Below are 16,433 nucleotides of genomic sequence, written 5' to 3'. Positions count from 1 at the left end.
CGGTCGCGACCAGGCCCGATTCACGACTACCCGAGGGCTCAGACGGGCGATCACTCCGCCGGGGCCGACCTGCGCGACGTCACCGCAGCATGCCGGCCCGTCGGGCCACCGCGACGGCCGCGGTGCGGTTGTTCACGCCGAGCTTGCTGCGGATGTTGCGGAGGTAGGCCTTGACCGTCTCGGGGCTGACGACGAGTTGCTGCGCCGCCTCCGCGTTGGACAGCCCTTCGGCCACGAGCCTGAGCACGTCCAGCTCGCGCCGGGTGAGGGCACGGCCGTCCTGGTCCGGCATCGCTTCAAGCATGCTCTCGGCGAGCAGCTTGCGGATGGCCGCGACCCGCGCCCGGGCGGGCGGCGCGGCGACCTCGCGGGACAACTCCGCCAGCTCGGTGAAGATCTGAGCCAGTGCCCGTTCGTCGACGTTCCACCGCTGCGGGGAACCGACCTGGTAAATCCGCGCGGCCCGGGCGATGTACGACTCCAGCTGCTGCATGAACGTCAGCGCGGCCCGGGTCGTCGCGGTGCCGAACGGCTTTCCGGCCCGTTCCCCCAGGTACATGACGTAGGCCACGCGTCCGCCGAGCCGTAGGGGCATGGCGAGCAGGGACCCGAGGTTCTCACGGCACTCGACCCGCGGTCGCCCGCGGGAGTCGACGACCGGTTTGTTGACGTAGTCGTCGGACACGGGCCGCCCCAGCGTGACAACCCGGCCGCCGGCGCCGCGGCCTGGCTCCAGCGTCAGTCCCAGGCACGCGTCGGTTCGCGCGCCCTCGGCACAACGAATCGTCAGGACCCTGGTCCGCGGGTGTACCCGGCCGGCAAGGGTGAGATCGACACCGGTGCGTTCTCGTAAACTGAACGCGGCTCCCGCGAGGAACTCGTCGGCGACATTGTCCTGGCACGGCTCTGGCATGGCTCGCCCTCCTCGACGCCCCGCCGCTTGTCGCGATCCGGGGATGTCCGCGGGCCTCGTCGGACCCGATCAGGACGAGACACGTTGTCCCTCGAGTGCGACAGGCCGATCGGTACCGTCTCGCGTCGGCGGTCGCCAGTTCCCGCCCACGCGCATTTACAGACCTCGCGTAGCCACGCGCTCCAACGGTGGCCGAGACGGTCGGGCCCGGCAATCGCGCGATGCCCGCCGAGGGTTTGCCGACGCTGTCCGAGAATGTCGGTGATGCCCCAATCCGGGAGCGTACGGCCACCCTCGGATCCGCGGCAACCAATGCACCCGGCGGCTCAGGCGGGGGTGAGTCCGGACAGGTCTCGGGTGGTGACGCTGTTGCGGTCGCTGACGGCGGCGCCCAGCGAGAACTGCGGCCAGAGGCCGGAAAGCTCCTGCCGGCTGCGCTCGCTCCACTGGCGGGCCAGGTCGGTGCGCGACTTGTAGAAGTTCAGCGCGTACCCGCCGGAATGGACCCGCAGGAGGGAGAAGCCGCCCGGGTACTCCTTGGCCGCGCAGACCTCCTGCAGCACGACGCCCGGAGCGGCCGCGCTGACCGTCCGGTGGTTGCGGTGGGTGTGTCCGGCGTGGTGGAGGAACACGCCTGGAGTCGACGCGTAGGTCGCCAGCAGCTCGGTGGCCTGGGTGGCGTCCAGCATGCTGCTCGGGCCGCCGCCGAAGGGCGTCCCGTTGACGACCAGCGGGTGGTGGCCGAAGACGATCGTCGGCTGGTCCCGGTGTGCCTTCAGGTCGGCGGCCAGCCAGGACCGCTGGGCCGGGGACATCCCGCCGGCGTCGCCGCCGTTGCCGGCCTTGTCGTAGGTGTCGAGCCCGACGACGTGCAGGCCGTGGAGGTCGTGGGAGAAGTACGTCGGCGTCGACGCCCCGAAGAAGTCGTCGCGGAAGCAGTCGTTGCCCTGCCACTCGCCGGGGCTGCAGGCGGCGTAGTCCGCGCCGACGTGCGCCCGGTCGTGGTTGCCGCGGGCGACGAAGTAGTCCTGCCGGTAGGTGCCGAAACGGTCGAGCAGCGTTCGGGCCCGGCTGACGTCGGCGGTGCGCGCCTCGCTGGAGATGTCACCGGCGGCGAGCAGGTAGTTCGCGCCGCGGGCGGTCGCCTCCGAGACGAGCCCTTCGAGCATGATCTCTGGGTATTTCGGGAGCCCGGGCTGCTGGGAGATGCCCTTGATGGTGGTGCCGCCGACCAGGCCGGCGACGGTCTCACCGAGGTGCAGATCGTTGCAGAGCGCGATCGAGAACAGGTGCCGCCCCGCTGGCGGCTGCGGCGTGGTGAAGACGAAGGGGCCGTCCGCGCCGACCGGCGCGGCGGTGCCGGCCGCGTTGCCGTTCACCAGCGGCAACGCGGTGGGCGCCGCGGTCTTGCCGGCCGAGGCCGCCCGGTAGTAGTAGGTCTGGCCCGGTTCGAGCCCGGTCAGCTCGACGTAGTGGTAAGGGGTCAGCCCGCCCTTGTCGTGCGCTGTCTTCGTCAGCCGGGACGGGCTGGTGCCGTAGGAGACCTGCCCGTCGGCGGGTTTGGGCAGCATCCGCTTGGTGCCGTCGTCCGTGCCGGGGATGCCGGAGTACCAGGTGAGCACGGCGCTGGTCTCGGTCAGCGTGACCAGCTCCAGGTTCACCGGGCTGACCGTGCGCGGGTCGACGCCGGCCGTCGTCGCGGCCGCGGTGGCCCGGGCGGCGGACTCGTCGGGATCGGAGCAGGCGACGAGCGGCGCGGCGGCGATCAGCGCCGACCACTGCAGCAGGTCGCGGCGGGTGACGTGGCAGCGGCAGGGCACGGCGGCATTCTCCCGCAGCCGCTCTGGCGTGGAGGTGAAATCGTCCTGGCCTTTCGCCGTCCGGACGGCTCACCGGATAGGACGCGTACGTTCTACTTCGTGGGCCTCGACGACACGCCGCGCCCGGCTCTGCCCACCCCGGCCAGCGGCGGCGAGGGGCTCTGGGCGGTCGTCGTCCCGATCTTCGGGCCGTCGGTGCTGTTCGGGATGACCGAAGGGGCGATCTTTCCGGTCGTCGCGCTGACGGCCATCGACCGGGGCGCGAGCACCGCCGCCGCCGCGCTGATCGCCGCGCTGGTGGGCGTCGGCTCGATCCTCAGCAACATCCCGGCGAGCAGGCTCGCGGAGCGGTTCGGCGAGCGGCGGGCGATGATCGCCGGCTCGGGCGTCAGCGTCTGCGGTCTGGTGCTGTGTCTGGTCGGCGGTGGTCTCCTGCCGCTGGCCCTGGGTGTCCTGCTGCTCGGGGTGGCGAGCTCGGTCTTCCAGCTGGCCCGGCAGATGTATCTGACCGCGGCCGCCCCGTTGCGCCTGCGGGCCCGGGCGCTGTCGACGCTGGGCGGGTCGATCCGCATCGGCGTCTTCGTCGGGCCGTTTCTTGGGGCCGCGGCCATGCGCGCCTGGGGCCTGGCGGCCGCCTACTGGGTCGCCATCGCCACGGTCTGCCTCGCCGGCGTCGTCGCCGCCCGGGTACCCGACCTGGAGGTGCCCGGGCAGGCCCGCGCCGCGTCGGCCACCGTGACGGCGCGGGAACTGCTGCGCGGCCATGGGCGGACCTTCGCCACCGTCGGCCTCGGCGTCACGATCCTCAGCGCCGTCCGGCAGAGCCGGCAGGTCGTGATCCCGCTGTGGGCGCACCACATCGGCCTCGACCCGGCGACCACGTCGATCGTCTACGGCCTCTCCGGTGGCCTCGACGCGCTGGTCTTCTACCCCGGCGGGCTGATGATGGACCGGTTCGGCCGCAAGGTCGCCGCCGTGCCGTGCATCACCGTCCTGTCGCTGTCGTTCCTGGCCATGCCGGCGACGCACGGCGAGGTGACGCTGACCCTCGTCAGCCTGCTCATGGGGTTCGGCAACGGGCTGGGCTCGGGGATCATCATGACGCTCGGCGCGGACACCGCCCCGCGGGTCGCGCGGGCCCTCTATCTCGGGATCTGGGGCGAGCTGGCCGACGTCGGCTCCGGCGGCGGGCCGCTGGTCCTGTCGGGCCTCACCGCGGCGACGAGCCTCGGCCTGTCGATCATCGTTCAGGGCTGTCTCGGCCTCGTCGGCGCGGCCGTGTTCCTCCGCTGGGTCGTGAACAGGCCGGCAGCGGATCCGGCCGGCTGACGTCCCGACGGATTCAGCTCGGAGCCGTGGCGACGGCGCTCAGCCGGCGTGCCCGCGACGCAGCCGGCGAGAGGCGATCCCCGTGAGGACGCGGACCGCGACGACGACGAGCACCGTGAGGATCCGGCTGGCCAGCCCGACGGGCCCCCAGGCCAGGACGCCGACGGTACCGAGCAGGCCCACGACGGCGAGGCTGGCGACGAGGACGCGCAGCATCGGGTCGCGCCCGATGAGATACCAGAGGTGCCGCCGCAGCGGTGGCGTGAGCCGGCGCAGCCACCAGCCCAGGAAACCCAGCCCCACCGCCTCGCCGACGATCCAGATGATCGTGAAAGGGACCGGGAGCCGGCCGGTGGCGTCGCCGAGCACAAGCAGGGGCCTGGCGAGCACGAGGGTGAAGACGACGACGGCGAGGCAGGCCCGCCCGACGATGGCGTACACCGCCAGGCGCAGGTTGTGCTGCGCGACCGTGTTCCGAGGGTCCGCGGCGGCGGCCCGGATCAGGCCTTCGCCGGCCTTGCGGAACCTGCTGGTCCGCAGGTCCAGGACGGCGAGATTGTTGCGGGCGGCGGCGTTGCCGGGGTCGCGGCGAAGCGCCTCCTCGAACGCGAAGCGCGCGTGGGCGGGATTGGTCCTCATGAAGATCCGCCCGTAGGCGATGTGCGGCGAGGGCTCCTGGGGCGCCAGCCGGATCGCCTGGGTCGCGGCGTGAACGGCCTCCTGCTCGCCCCAGGCCACGTCCTGGGCGGTGTCGGCGAGCTGGACCCAGCCCTGCCACAGGTTCGGCGCCAGGGCGGTGGCGCGCCGGGCGGCGTCCCGGGCCAGCTGCGGCCGTCCGAGCCGGTCGAAGGCGACGCTGACCAGCCGGTGCCCCCACTCGTCGTCAGGACTGACCGCGACAGCCCGCTGGGCCGCCTGCAGCGCAGCCGCCGCGTCACCCACACCCAGCAGGGCGCGGGCGAGCAGGCACAGCACGTGGCCGTCGTCCGGGTGCTGCCCGAGCAGCGCCGCGGCGCGGCCGCGGGCGTCGTCATACCGGCCGACGTCGAGCAGGTGGCCGATCGCCTCGACGGCCGCGTCGCGATCGAGAACGGCCGCCTCGCCGGGCGGCTGGGTGCCGGACGGCTGGGCCGACGTCACAGCCGCTTGGCCTTCTTGAGGTAGGCCCGCAGGTCGGCGTAGGTGCCGTCGTCGTCGGCGAACAGCACGACGTTGCGGGCGATGTCGAACCAGGGGCCCATCGAGGGGCGGACCTCGCTGGCGGCGGCCTGAAGATCGGCCATCCCCACCAGCCGGGCCTGGCCGGTACTGACGCTGTCCAGGAGCGCGCGCTCCACCGCGGTCTCGCAGATGTGGGCGATGTCGGCGCCCGAGTACCCGTCGGTCGCCTTCGCCAGCCGGCCCAGGTCGACACCGGCGACGGGACGCTGGGCGAGGTGGTACCGGAAGATCGCCTCCCGGGCGGGCTGGTCCGGCGGCAGGACCAGCAGGGTGCGGTCCAGCCGCCCCGGGCGCCGCAGCGCCGGGTCGACGTCCCACGGGTGGTTCGTCGCGGCGAGGACGAAGACGCCCTCGTTGAGCCCGTCTACCCCGTCCATCTCCGCGAGCAGCTGGGTGACGGTCCCGCGGGTCGCGGACTGGCGGGTCTGGGACCTCTTCTGGCCCAGCGCGTCCACCTCGTCGAGGAAGAGCACGCACGGGGCTTCCCGCCGGGCCAGTTGGAACAGCTCGTGCATGTTGCGCTCACTGGAGCCGACCCACATGTCCAGGACGTCGGCCAGCCCGACCGAGAGGAACTTCGCCCCCAGCTCGCCGGCCACGGCCCGGGCCACGAACGTCTTCCCGCAGCCGGGCGGCCCGTACAGCAGCAGCCCGCCCCGCAGGCTCTTGCCGTAGAGCCGTCGCAGGTCAGGGTTGCGCATCGGGGCCAGGAACGCCTGTTCCAGCCGCTTCTTGACCTGTGCCATCCCGCCGACGTCCGCCAGCGTCACCTCGACGCCGCGCACCTCCCAGGCGTCGGTGAGACCCGGCCGCGCGGGCGGTCCCGCTGCGGGCTCTGCGGGCTCGGCGTCGACGAAGGGCGGCGGCACGAGGTCGCCGAGGTCGCGTTCCGCTGCGCCCCAGTCGAAGGCGCCCCGCGTCGGCTCGGCGGAGCCCGCGACCGGGCGCGCGGGCGCCGGGTCGACTGGTCGGACCGGCGCGCCGTGTCCGCCCTCGGCGGGGGTATCTGTCGGCGCGGCCGTTGCGGTCGGTGTGGCCGTTCCGGTCGGTGTGAGGGCCCGGACCATGAGCTCCCGGGCCTGCGTGTTGTCCGGTGCCCGCCGTAGCGCCTCGGCGCACTCGGCCACGGACTCGTCCCGCAGGCCCTGGCCCAGCAGCTGCTCGGCCAGGTGCAGCCGGAGCGGCAGATCGTCTGGCATCGCCGCGACCGCGCGCCGCAGGCTGTCGACGAGAGGGCCAGCGCCGCCTTCTCCGCCAGGAGTGATCGCCACAGAACGCATCGTAGGGGAGAACACGCCCAAACGAGACGCCGGCCGCCTGTTCCGGGCCGTCCTCGGCTCCGCTGCTGACCTGCGACTTCGCGGTCCCGACGCGACGCCCTATGATGACGGCTCCCGGTGATGCGCCGCCGGGTCCTGCGGCCTTGCTCGGTGACTGGGCCCGCCGACAGCCCTCGCCGACGGCCCGGCCGGCTTCTGGGCTCATTTGGTGGACCAGGTCCACTATTAGCTAGTCTTGGTCCATGACCGTTCCGCTTCAGTCCGCCGACGGTGACGTCGGCTCGGCCGCGGCGCGGGTCGCCGCGGTGCGCCGGTTCGACCGCTTCTACACGGACGCCGTCGGCGCCCTGCGCAGCGGCCTGCTCGACAGTCCGTACAACCTGACGGAGGCCCGGGTCCTCTACGAACTGGCGCAGCGGCCCACCACGTCGGCCGCGGAGCTGCGGCGCGAGCTGGACGTCGACGCGAGCTATCTCGGCCGGATCCTGCGCCGGTTCGGCGCGGACGGGCTCACCGAGACGACCGCGTCGACGCAGGACGGGCGCCGCCGAGACGTCCGGTTGACCAGGCATGGCCACGACACGTTCGCCGAGCTGAACCGGCTTTCCGACGAGCGGGCCCACCGGTTTCTCGGCGCGCTGAGCGAGGCCGACCAGCACCGGCTGCTCACCGCGATGGAGGCCATCCAGAACGTCCTCGGCGGGCGGCCTCGGGCGGATCTGGTGGTGATCCGGGCGCCGCGGCCCGGCGACCTCGGATGGGTGATCCGGGCCAACGCCGAGGTGTATTTCGAGGAGTTCGGCTGGGACGCCAGCTACGAGGCGCTCGTGAGCAGGATCGTCGGCGACTACGCGGCCGACCACGACCCGCAGCGGGAGGCCGCCTGGATCGCCGAGGTCGACGGTGAGCCCGTCGGCTGCGTGTTCTGCGTCCGGTTCGACGCTTCCACCGCGCAGCTGCGCCTTCTGCTCGTCGACCCGTCGGCGCGTGGCCTCGGCCTCGGCCGCCGGCTGGTCGAGGAGTGCCTGCGGTTCGCCCGGCTCGCCGGCTACACCCGCATGCGGCTGTGGACCAACAGCGTCCTGGCCGATGCGCGCCGGATCTACGAACGCGCCGGCTTCACCCTGACCAGTGCCGAGCCACACCACTCCTTCGGCCACGACCTCGTCGGCCAGATCTGGGAGCTCGATCTCTGACCCCGCCGCGGCGAGGACCCGCACGATCCAGGGTCCGACCGGCGACGAGGGCGTCCGCGCCGCGACGGTGACCACACCGGGACGGTCCCGACCCACGGTGGGCCGTCCGCGGGCAGGATGGCGGGGTGAGCGCCTACTGGATCAGTGTGTACAAGGAGATCGTCGACGAGGGCAAGGTCGCCGCGTACGCGCAGCTGGCCGGCCCGGCCCTGCGCGCCGGCGGTGGCAGGTTCCTGGCCCGAGGTCTTCCCGCGCAGACCTTCGAGGCGGGGGAGGAGACCCGCACGGTGCTCATCGAGTTCCCGTCGGTCGAGGCCGCCCAGGCCGCCCACGACAGTGCGGCCTACCAGGAGGCCCTCGCCGCGCTCGACGGCGGCGCCATCCGTGACCTGCGCATCGTCGAGGGTGTGTAGCGGCTGAGCGGACCCATGCGGCCAGGGCTGGCCCACGCCGATCGCGGCCTCGCGCGGGGTCCGGCGACTGTTCGAGCGCCGGCCTAGCCGGAGGGCAGGATCGCCGCCGCGGTCCTGGCGAGGTGGGGCCAGACGCTGGCCGTGAGTTGTTCGGGAGTCTCGGGGCAGCCACGGCGTAGCCAGTCGATCACGAGGCCGAGGAGGGCGCCGGCCAACAGGGCGGCGGCGGGGTCGTCGGGGAGGCTGGCCGGGTCGTTGGCGTGGGTCTCGGCGTCCGGCTCGGTGAGGTTGACGTGGACGGCGATCGTGAGCCGTTGGAGCAGGTAGTTGATGACCCTGGCGCTTCCGTCCTCGCCGAGGAGAGCGCGGTAGAGGTCGGCCCGGTCGCCGACGTGCGCGAGCACCCCGGCCAGCGCCTCCCTGGCGCGACGGTGCTCGTCGGGCGAGTCGTCGGGCATCAGCACCGGCGACGCGGAGATCATCTCGTCGAACATCGCGGTGCAGGCGCTCGCGGCCAGATCGTGGACGTCGCTGTAGTGCAGGTAGAACGTGGTGCGGTTGACGTCGGCCAGGGTGGTGACGTCCGAGACCGTGATCTGGGCCAGGTCCCGCTCGCCGACGAGCGTCAACAGCGCGCCTTCCATCGCCGCGCGCGACCGGCGGGACCGGCGATCGAGGGGTTGCCGGGCAGCCACCTCATCAGGATACTGGCCGACACACGTCTGTTAATCGACACCTGACGTCCAATAGGCCGACAGGTGGTCGGCCGTACCCGAAGAAGGCGGATCATGGAACGCGATGTCGCTGTAGTGATCGGTGTCGGTGGGATGGGCCTGGCGATCGCCCGCCGGATCGGCTCCGGCGCCCAGCTTCTGATCGCCGATGTCAACGACGCCGCCCTGGCGTCGGCCGCCGAGACGCTGGAGGCCGAGGGCCACGCCGTCGCCACGGCCGTCGTCGACGTGTCGTCACCCGAGTCCGTCGTGGCCCTCGCGAAGCAGGCCGGGTTATTGGGCCCGGTGCGGTCGGTCGCGCACACCGCCGGCCTTTCTCCCGTCCAGGCTCCGGTGGCCGCGGTCCTGGCGGTGGACCTGCTGGGGGTCGCGTTGGTGCTGGAGGAGTTCGCGGACGTCGTCGCGCCCGGCGGCGCCGGCATCGTGATCTCCAGCATGGCCGGGCACCTGACCCCGCCCCTCCCGCCGGACGTCGCCCGCCAGCTCGCCACCACTCCGGCCGCCGAGCTGCTCGCGCTCACCGCCGCCAGCCCCGACCGGTTCCCCGACAGCGGCCAGGCCTATGGCTTCGCCAAACGCGCCAACCAGGTCCGCGTCCAGGCGGCGAGCACCACCTGGGCCGGGCGCGGCGCGCGGATCAACTCCATCAGCCCCGGCGTCATCGCCACCCCGATGGGGACCGCCGAGCTGGCCAGCGAGAACGGCGCCCTCATGCAGATGATGATCGACGCCTCCAACGCCAAGCGGCTCGGCACCCCCGACGACATCGCCACCGCGGCCGCGTTCCTGCTCAGCCCCGCCGCCAGCTTCATCTCCGGCATCGACCTGCTCGTCGACGGCGGCTCGGTCGCCGCCATCCTGACCGGCGCCCTCGGCTAGCTCCCGCCACCCCCGACAGGACTGCCGGCCCCGGCCCCGGCCCGAGATTGGCCTCGTCCTCGGCCCGCTGGCTTGATCGTCGTTTTGGCCCTCGCGTGGTTACAAAACCGCCCCGGTTACAACCACGCGAGGGCGAAAACGACGATCTTGCTGTCGGTGCCGTCGGTCGATATATCTAAACTTTTCGGGACGGCGCGGCTAGAGTCGGGCGTCATGAGAATCGACGGCGGGCTGCCATCCGTGCTCGCGCGGGTGCCGGCCACGGCGGCCGCGCTGGAGCGGCAGGGGTACGACGGCGCGTGGTGCGGCGAGGTCAACCATGATCCTTTCCTGCCGCTCGTGCTCGCCGCGGAGCACACGTCGCGCCTGGAGATCGGGACCTGTATCGCGGTGGCGTTCGCGCGCAACCCGATGTCCGTCGCGCAGCTCGGCTGGGACCTGCAGGCGTATTCCCAGGGCAGGTTCGTCCTGGGCCTCGGCTCACAGGTGCGCCCGCACATCGAGAAGCGCTTCGGCATGCCCTGGGGCCAGCCGGTCAGCCGGATGCGGGAGTTCATCCTGGCCCTGCGAGCGATCTGGGCGTCCTGGCAGGACGGGACCCCGCTGCGGTTCGAGGGCGAGTTCTTCACGCACACGCTCATGACGCCGACCTTCGTCCCCGAGCCGCACCCCTACGGCCAGCCGAGGATCTTCGTGGCCGCGGTCGGGACGGCGATGACCCGGATGTGCGGCGAGGTGGCGGACGGTATGCACACCCACGCCTTCACCACCCGCCGGTACCTCCAGGAGGTGACGCTCCCGGCGCTCGCGGAGGGTCTCACCCGAGCCGGCCGGGGCCGCGGGGATGTCCAGGTCTGCTACCCGGCCTTCGTGGCCACCGGGCGCACGGCGGCCGAGGTCGAGGTCGCCGCCGACGCGATGCGCCAGCGGATCGCCTTCTACGGCTCGACCCCCGCGTACCGAGGCGTGCTCGACCTGCACGGCTGGGGCGAGCTGCAGACCGAGCTGCGGGCGCTGTCCCTGCGGGGGGAGTGGGCGGCGATGGGCAAGCTGATCGATGACGAGGTCCTCGATGCCTTCGCCGTCGTCGGGCCGCTCGACACGCTCGCCGACCGCGTCCGGGAGCGCTTCGAGGGCGTGGTCGACCGCCTCATGTTCAGCCTTCCGGAGGGCACCCCCGCGGAGACGGTCACAGCCGTGTTGGAGGCGGTGCGGGGGCCACGCGCCGGGTAGCGGGTCACCGCGGCCCGCCGAGGAGCCGGCAGCCGAGGCCATGAGCCCACCCGCTGCCGGGTCAGTCGGCTCGGTGCACGTCGAGGCGCTCGAACCTCGGGTCGCGGCGCTCGAAGAAGGACAGCGCCCCTTCCACGGGGTCGGAGCGTTCGAACGACTCGTGCATCAGCGCGTCGGCCTGGTCGACCGCCTCGCCCAGCGCCTGCTGGAGGTGCTGGTAGACCAGCTGCTTCGACGCCATCATCGAGAACGGCGACGCGACCCGGGCCAGGTGGGCGATGTACGCGCGACACTCGTCCAGCAGGCCTTCTGGCGGGACGACGCGCTGCGCGAGGCCGATGGCCAGCGCCTCCGGCGCGGGGACGAGGCGGGACGTCCACAGCAGGTCAAGGGCGTGTGCCGGCCCGATGAGGCGTGGAAGCAGCCAGCTGACGCCCTGCTCCGCGATCAGGCCGCGACGGGAGTACACCGTCGTGAACCCCGCCGTGTCCGCGGCGAACCGCAGGTCGCAGGCCGCGGCGAGCAGGAACGCCCCGCCGGCGCACACCCCGTTCACCGCCGCGATCACCGGCTTGCGGATCGCCAGCGGCCAGGTCAGCATCCGCGCCATGTCCGCCATGGCGGGGGACCCGGGGAACGGCCCGCCCCAGCCGCCCTCGTCCGCTGGCCGCCGCGCGGCGTCAGGGCCGCCGCTGACCTGGGCCTGCAGGACGGAGACGTCGAGGCCGGCCGAGAAGGCCCGGTCGCCCGCGCCGGTCAGCACGATCCCGACCACGCGGCGATCCTGCTCCGCGAGCGAGAACGCCTCCCGAAGCTCCCGCAGCGTCTGCCCCCGGAAGGCGTTCAGGCTCCCGGGCCGGTCGATCGTGACGACCGCGACGGGGTCCTCGATCTCCAGGCGGACATCCTCGAACGCGGGAGTCTGCGTCATGCGCCGGGCGGGAGCTCGTAGAACTGGGTGGCCCAGCGCCGGTAGGCCATGTAGGGCTTCGCGTCCTGGATGGCGAGCACGGGATGGTCGATGTAGTCCTGGTAGCGCCAGATCTCGAGGTCGTCGTCGAGGGTGGAGAGGAACTCCTTCTCGATGCGTTCGAGGACGTCGGGCGGCGGGGTGTCGGACTCGTCGCCGGGGAGGCGGGGCCACCAGATCGAGTAGAACATGTCCGACGAGCCGTCCTCGACGGGCGTGGTCGCGAAGATCAGGCGGTAGTTGGTCGAGCCGGCGAAGGCGCTGATCGCGCCGCCGAGGCCGAACAGGTAGCTGTGGATGTTCAGCGCCATGGCGGCGGGGTCGTCGCTGCGCTTGTCGGGCCAGCCGGTCTCGAACAGCCAGCCGTGGTCGTCGGCCTGCCAGTCGACCAGGACCGGCGTGACGGTCGCGTGGTGGACGTAACGGAAGTGCATGCTGTCCGCGGCGTTCTCGCCCGGGATCTGCGGGTGGACCGGTTCGCGCTCCATCTTGCGGGACATGGCCGGGTAGGGCGGGTAGTAGGCGCCCGGGTCGGTCTCGTACTGGGGGAAGATCCGAAAGATGTCCGGCATCTCCCAGCCGGGCTCCGCGCCCTGGGGCTGGTGCCAGACGAACACGCAGCCGTACTGCTCACGCACCGGGTAGACCCGCAGCTGGGCGGCACGGTTGGGCTTGTCCTGGTACGGGATGTAGCGGTTGCGGCCGTCGGGTCCCCAGCCCCAGCCGTGGAACGGGCACTCGATGCAGTCGCCGTTGACCTTGCCGCCGTGCCCGAGGTGCGCGCCCAGGTGCCGGCAGTGGGCCTGCATCACGTGAAGCTCGCCGTTGTCGTCCCGGTAGGCGACCAGGTCCTCGCCGAAGTACCGCAGCGACCGGACCGCCCCGGTGGCGAACTCGCCCGACCAGCCGACCATGAACCAGCCGGTGGGCTTCCAGGTGAACGGAACCTTCATCCGACGTCCCCTCACTAAAAGCTCTAGATTTATCTAACACCAGCTCGGAGGGGTGGCAAGGACGTCGCGACCGCGCCGGAGCGAGCTGGACCGGTCATGTGCTCCTCGGCAGGGACGGACGGGCAGGTGGGCTGACCTGCGAATCTCGCCGGGGTGGCGCCCGCTACGGATAATATATATAAAGATCTTAAGTGCCGGGCGTCCAGTCGGACGGACGGCGCCGGATCCGTCGCCCGGCAGGCGGCCGACCTCGGGAGAGACTGATGGACCTGTCGTTGGATGAGGCGTCCGCCGCGGCGCGGGACCTGGTCGAGGCCGTCCTCACCCGTCATCCGGGCCTCGCGGCCGCGCGGGCCGCCGAGCCGCTGGGGCATGACCCGAAGCTGTGGGCCGAGCTATGCGCGGCGGGGCTGCCCGGGCTCGCGGTCGGCGTGGAGCACGACGGCGGCGGCGCCGGCCTGCACGCGTCGGTGATCGCCGCGGTCGAGCTGGGCCGCGTGCTGGCGCCGGTGCCGTTCGCCGAGCACGTCGCGGCGGCGCGGCTGCTCGCCGCCCTGGCGCCGGGCCATCCTGACCTGCCGGCCGTCGTCGCGGGTGAGCTGGTCGCGACGCTGGCCACGCGGGTGCGGGCCGGCCTAGGCGTGGCGGTTCCGGCGGGTGCGGTCGCCGGCCTGGTGCTGGCGGTCGTCGACGGGCAGGTGGTCGCGAAGCGCGGTGAGCCGCCGGCCGCGACCGCCAATCAGGGGGACCTGCCCATCGCCGACCGCGACCTGGCGGGTGCCATCGTGCTCGGCGGGGAAGAAGCCGTGGCGGCCTTCGCGCGGGCGCGGGCGGAGTGGCTGGTCCTGCTGGCCGGCTGGCTGGCCGGTCTCGCGGACGGCGCGCTCGGCCTCGCGACTCGGTGGGTGAAGGAGCGGGTCCAGTTCGGGGTGCCGGTCGGCTCCTTCCAGGGCGTCCAGCACGGCCTCGCCGACCTTCCGGGACTCGTCGACGCGTCCGCGCTGCTGGCCCGGGAGGCGGCCTGGAGCCTGGAGAGCGGGCAGCCCTCAGTGACCGGGGCCGACGGTCGCCAGCTGGCGTTCATGGCGGCGCTGTTCGCCACCGACGCCGCCCGGCAGTCCGCCGAGCGGGCGGTGCAGTACCACGGCGGGCTCGGGGTCGCCGTCGAGCACGACGCCCAGCTGTTCTTCCGCCGTGCCCGTGCCTATCCGGCGCTGGCCGGCGCCCCACGCGCCCTGGCCAGGGAGCTGGGCCGCGACCTCGTCGACGGCCCGGCCGGCGACGCCGCGGCCGACGTGCCGCCCACCGCCACGGCGGCCCAGACCGACGGCGGGCCCGGCTTCGCCCACAGCCCGGCCGTCGCGGCGTTCGCCGCCGAGGTGCGGGCCTTCACGCGGTCCTGGCTCACCGACGAGGTCCGCGCGCGGGCACGCCGGACCGGCACCGTGCACGTGCCCGCGCTGCACCGGGCGCTGGCCGAGCGCGGCTGGCTCGCCGCGTCGGCGCCGGGGGAGCGCGCCGCCAGGGATCCCTTCGAGCTGGGCGCCCTGTTCCGGGAGCTGGAGCTCGCCGACGCCCCATACCACGGGATCGGCACCACCATGATCGTCGCCGGGGTGCTCGACCAGCTCGGAAGCCCGACGCTGCGGGCCGAGGCGCTGCCCCGGCTGCTGGCCGGCGAGGCGACGGCGGTGCTCGGCTACTCGGAGCCGGGCGCCGGCTCGGACGTCGCGTCCGCGCGCACCCGGGCCGTCCCCGTGGACGACGCACGGTCGGCCTGGCGGATCAACGGCCAGAAGATGTGGACCACGCTGGCGCACACCGCCGCGCACTGCCTCCTGCTGACCCGCACCAACCCCGACGTGCCCAAACACCGTGGCCTGACGATGTTCCTGGTGCCGCTGGACACCCCGGGGATCACGATCCAGCCGATCCACACGATCGCCGACGAGCGGACCAACGTGGTCTTCTACGACGACGTGATCGTCCCGGACTCCTGCCGGATCGGCGAGGTCGACGGCGGCTGGCGGGTCATGGCCGTCGGGCTGAGCCTGGAACGCGGTGTCATGGGCAGCACCGCGATGCTGGAGCCGCTGCTCGCCGCGGTGACGGCCTGGGCCCGGGTTCCCGGCCCGGCGGGAGGCTGGCTGGACGGAGAACGGCCCGGCGACGACCCGGCCGTGCTGACGGCGATCGCGCGGGCCCGCGCCGACGCCGAGGCCGCGTTCCTGCTCACCCAGTGGACCGCCTGGCTGAACGTCGCCGGCCAGTCTCCCGCGGTCGCCGGCACGATCGCGAAGCTGTTCGCCTCGACGGCCTACCAGCGGGCCAGCCGCGAGCTCCAGGACGTCGCGGGCCTGGGCGGCATCCCGCGGGCGTCGGCCACCGACGGCGTGGTCGCGCCCGCCGCCGACGGCGAGATCGAACGGGCCGCCCGCCACTCGTGTGTCGTGACCATCCAGGGCGGCACCACCGAGATCGCCCGCAACCTGGTCGCCGAACAGCGCCTCGGACTCCCCAAGACGCGCCAGGGCACCCGCTCCCAGGCCTGACCGGGCGTCATGACGAACCGCTGGACCTGAAATATCTAGAGATATAGAAAGGATGGGGGTCGGCGACGCCGTGCCCGTGCCGCGTGGCCGCGAAGCCGGCCGCGCGGCGTGCGCAGCGCTGAAGGAGAGAACTCGTGAGTGTCCTCGTCGAGCGGCAGGGCGCCGTGCTGATCGTCACGCTCAACCGCCCGGAACAGCGCAACGCTCTGGACGGCGCGACGATGGCCGGGATCGGCCGGGCGCTCACCGACGCCGAGCACGACGCCACGGTCGCCGCGATCGTGCTGACCGGAGCCGGTGACGTCTTCTGCGCCGGCCTGGACCTGAAGGCCTTCGCGTCGAGCGGCACCCAGCTCGCCGAGAGCGGTCCCGGCCTGGAGGTCTTCACTCAGCGGCTGTACCCGAAACCGATCATCGGCGCGGCGAACGGCCCCGCCGTCGCGGGCGGGTTCGAGCTGCTGCTGGCCTGTGACCTGGTGGTCGCCGCGGACAGCGCCCGGTTCGGCCTGCCCGAGGTGAAGCGGGGCCTGGTCGCCGCGGGTGGCGGCATCCTGAACCTGCCGCGCCGGCTGCCGCTCGCGCTCGCCCTGGAGCTGGGCCTGACCGGTGACCCGGTCGACGCGGCCCGGGCCTACGAGCTCGGGCTGGTCAACCGGGTCGTCCCGGCGTCCGAGGTGCGCGCCGAGGCCCTGAAGCTGGCCGAGCGGATCGCCGCCAACGCCCCGCTCGCGGTGCGCTTCACCAAGGAGCAGATGCGCACGGTCGCCGGCGGGACCGACCCCGAGGAGCTGAACCGCTTCCACAAGCTGATCGGCCCGATCTTCGGCAGCGACGACGCCAGGGAAGGCGCCATCGCGTTCGCCGAACGGCGGCCGCCGGTCTGGACCGGTCGGTAGTCGGGCGCCCGGGAGTTTTCACAGGCCAGGTAGTCAGTATGAGG

14 protein-coding genes are annotated in these 16,433 nt (G+C 73.0%); 7 read left to right on the top strand and 7 right to left on the bottom strand.

Annotation, left to right across the window (positions count from 1 at the left end; all coding sequences use genetic code 11):
• Positions 1–79: 79 nt before the first annotated feature.
• Positions 80–913, bottom strand: a complete 834-nt coding sequence (locus FRAEUI1C_RS21245) for a LuxR C-terminal-related transcriptional regulator (protein ID WP_013425398.1) — start codon at positions 911–913, stop codon at positions 80–82.
• A gap of 326 nt (positions 914–1,239) precedes the next feature.
• Positions 1,240–2,733 carry a purple acid phosphatase family protein gene (locus FRAEUI1C_RS21240; protein ID WP_013425397.1) on the bottom strand — a complete coding sequence of 498 codons (1,494 nt, stop codon included), beginning with the start codon at positions 2,731–2,733 and terminating at the stop codon, positions 1,240–1,242.
• Positions 2,734–2,832: 99 nt separating this feature from the next.
• On the opposite strand from FRAEUI1C_RS21240, the gene FRAEUI1C_RS21235 reads away from it, so the two are divergent.
• Complete coding sequence (locus FRAEUI1C_RS21235; RefSeq protein WP_013425396.1) at positions 2,833–4,062, top strand: MFS transporter; 1,230 nt, start codon at positions 2,833–2,835, stop codon at positions 4,060–4,062.
• A 39-nt stretch (positions 4,063–4,101) separates the two neighbouring features.
• On the opposite strand, the gene FRAEUI1C_RS21230 is transcribed toward FRAEUI1C_RS21235, so the two are convergent.
• Positions 4,102–5,202 carry a tetratricopeptide repeat protein gene (locus FRAEUI1C_RS21230; protein ID WP_013425395.1) on the bottom strand — a complete coding sequence of 367 codons (1,101 nt, stop codon included), beginning with the start codon at positions 5,200–5,202 and terminating at the stop codon, positions 4,102–4,104.
• Positions 5,199–6,563: an ATP-binding protein gene (locus FRAEUI1C_RS21225; RefSeq protein WP_049807232.1), complete on the bottom strand. Its 1,365-nt coding sequence runs from the start codon at positions 6,561–6,563 to the stop codon at positions 5,199–5,201. Before FRAEUI1C_RS21225 ends, FRAEUI1C_RS21230 begins: the two co-directional genes overlap by 4 nt.
• Positions 6,564–6,805: 242 nt before the next feature.
• Between FRAEUI1C_RS21225 and FRAEUI1C_RS21220 the strand changes: the two genes are divergently transcribed.
• Entirely contained in the window at positions 6,806–7,759 is a 954-nt protein-coding gene (locus FRAEUI1C_RS21220; RefSeq protein ID WP_013425393.1) for a bifunctional helix-turn-helix transcriptional regulator/GNAT family N-acetyltransferase, read from the top strand.
• A gap of 125 nt (positions 7,760–7,884) precedes the next feature.
• On the top strand, positions 7,885–8,172 hold the full coding sequence (locus FRAEUI1C_RS21215) for a DUF1330 domain-containing protein (protein ID WP_013425392.1): 288 nt from the start codon (positions 7,885–7,887) through the stop codon (positions 8,170–8,172).
• Positions 8,173–8,255: 83 nt separating this feature from the next.
• On the opposite strand, the gene FRAEUI1C_RS21210 is transcribed toward FRAEUI1C_RS21215, so the two are convergent.
• Positions 8,256–8,867 carry a TetR/AcrR family transcriptional regulator gene (locus FRAEUI1C_RS21210; RefSeq protein ID WP_013425391.1) on the bottom strand — a complete coding sequence of 204 codons (612 nt, stop codon included), beginning with the start codon at positions 8,865–8,867 and terminating at the stop codon, positions 8,256–8,258.
• A 93-nt stretch (positions 8,868–8,960) separates the two neighbouring features.
• Here FRAEUI1C_RS21210 and FRAEUI1C_RS21205 point away from each other — a divergent pair, with 93 nt between their 5' ends.
• Positions 8,961–9,785: an SDR family oxidoreductase gene (locus FRAEUI1C_RS21205; protein ID WP_013425390.1), complete on the top strand. Its 825-nt coding sequence runs from the start codon at positions 8,961–8,963 to the stop codon at positions 9,783–9,785.
• Between the two features lie 213 nt (positions 9,786–9,998).
• A complete protein-coding gene (locus FRAEUI1C_RS21200) occupies positions 9,999–11,018 on the top strand; it encodes an LLM class F420-dependent oxidoreductase (protein WP_013425389.1) in 1,020 nt (339 codons plus the stop codon).
• Positions 11,019–11,079: 61 nt separating this feature from the next.
• Here FRAEUI1C_RS21200 and FRAEUI1C_RS21195 read toward each other — a convergent pair whose 3' ends face one another.
• Together FRAEUI1C_RS21195 and FRAEUI1C_RS21190 are read right to left on the bottom strand one after the other, a co-directional pair.
• Positions 11,080–11,949, bottom strand: a complete 870-nt coding sequence (locus FRAEUI1C_RS21195; protein ID WP_013425388.1) for an enoyl-CoA hydratase-related protein — start codon at positions 11,947–11,949, stop codon at positions 11,080–11,082.
• Positions 11,946–12,941 carry an aromatic ring-hydroxylating oxygenase subunit alpha gene (locus tag FRAEUI1C_RS21190; RefSeq protein WP_013425387.1) on the bottom strand — a complete coding sequence of 332 codons (996 nt, stop codon included), beginning with the start codon at positions 12,939–12,941 and terminating at the stop codon, positions 11,946–11,948. Before FRAEUI1C_RS21190 ends, FRAEUI1C_RS21195 begins: the two co-directional genes overlap by 4 nt.
• Before the next feature lie 263 nt (positions 12,942–13,204).
• On the opposite strand from FRAEUI1C_RS21190, the gene FRAEUI1C_RS21185 reads away from it, so the two are divergent.
• Positions 13,205–15,493 (top strand): acyl-CoA dehydrogenase family protein, encoded by a 2,289-nt coding sequence (locus FRAEUI1C_RS21185; RefSeq protein WP_013425386.1) that lies wholly within the window; start codon positions 13,205–13,207, stop codon positions 15,491–15,493.
• 134 nt (positions 15,494–15,627) lie between these two features.
• A complete protein-coding gene (locus tag FRAEUI1C_RS21180) occupies positions 15,628–16,389 on the top strand; it encodes a crotonase/enoyl-CoA hydratase family protein (protein WP_013425385.1) in 762 nt (253 codons plus the stop codon).
• Positions 16,390–16,433: the final 44 nt, after the last annotated feature.

This window comes from Pseudofrankia inefficax (assembly GCF_000166135.1).
Lineage (GTDB): Bacteria > Actinomycetota > Actinomycetes > Frankiales > Frankiaceae > Pseudofrankia > Pseudofrankia inefficax.
This window is presented reverse-complemented; position numbering and strand designations above follow the sequence as displayed.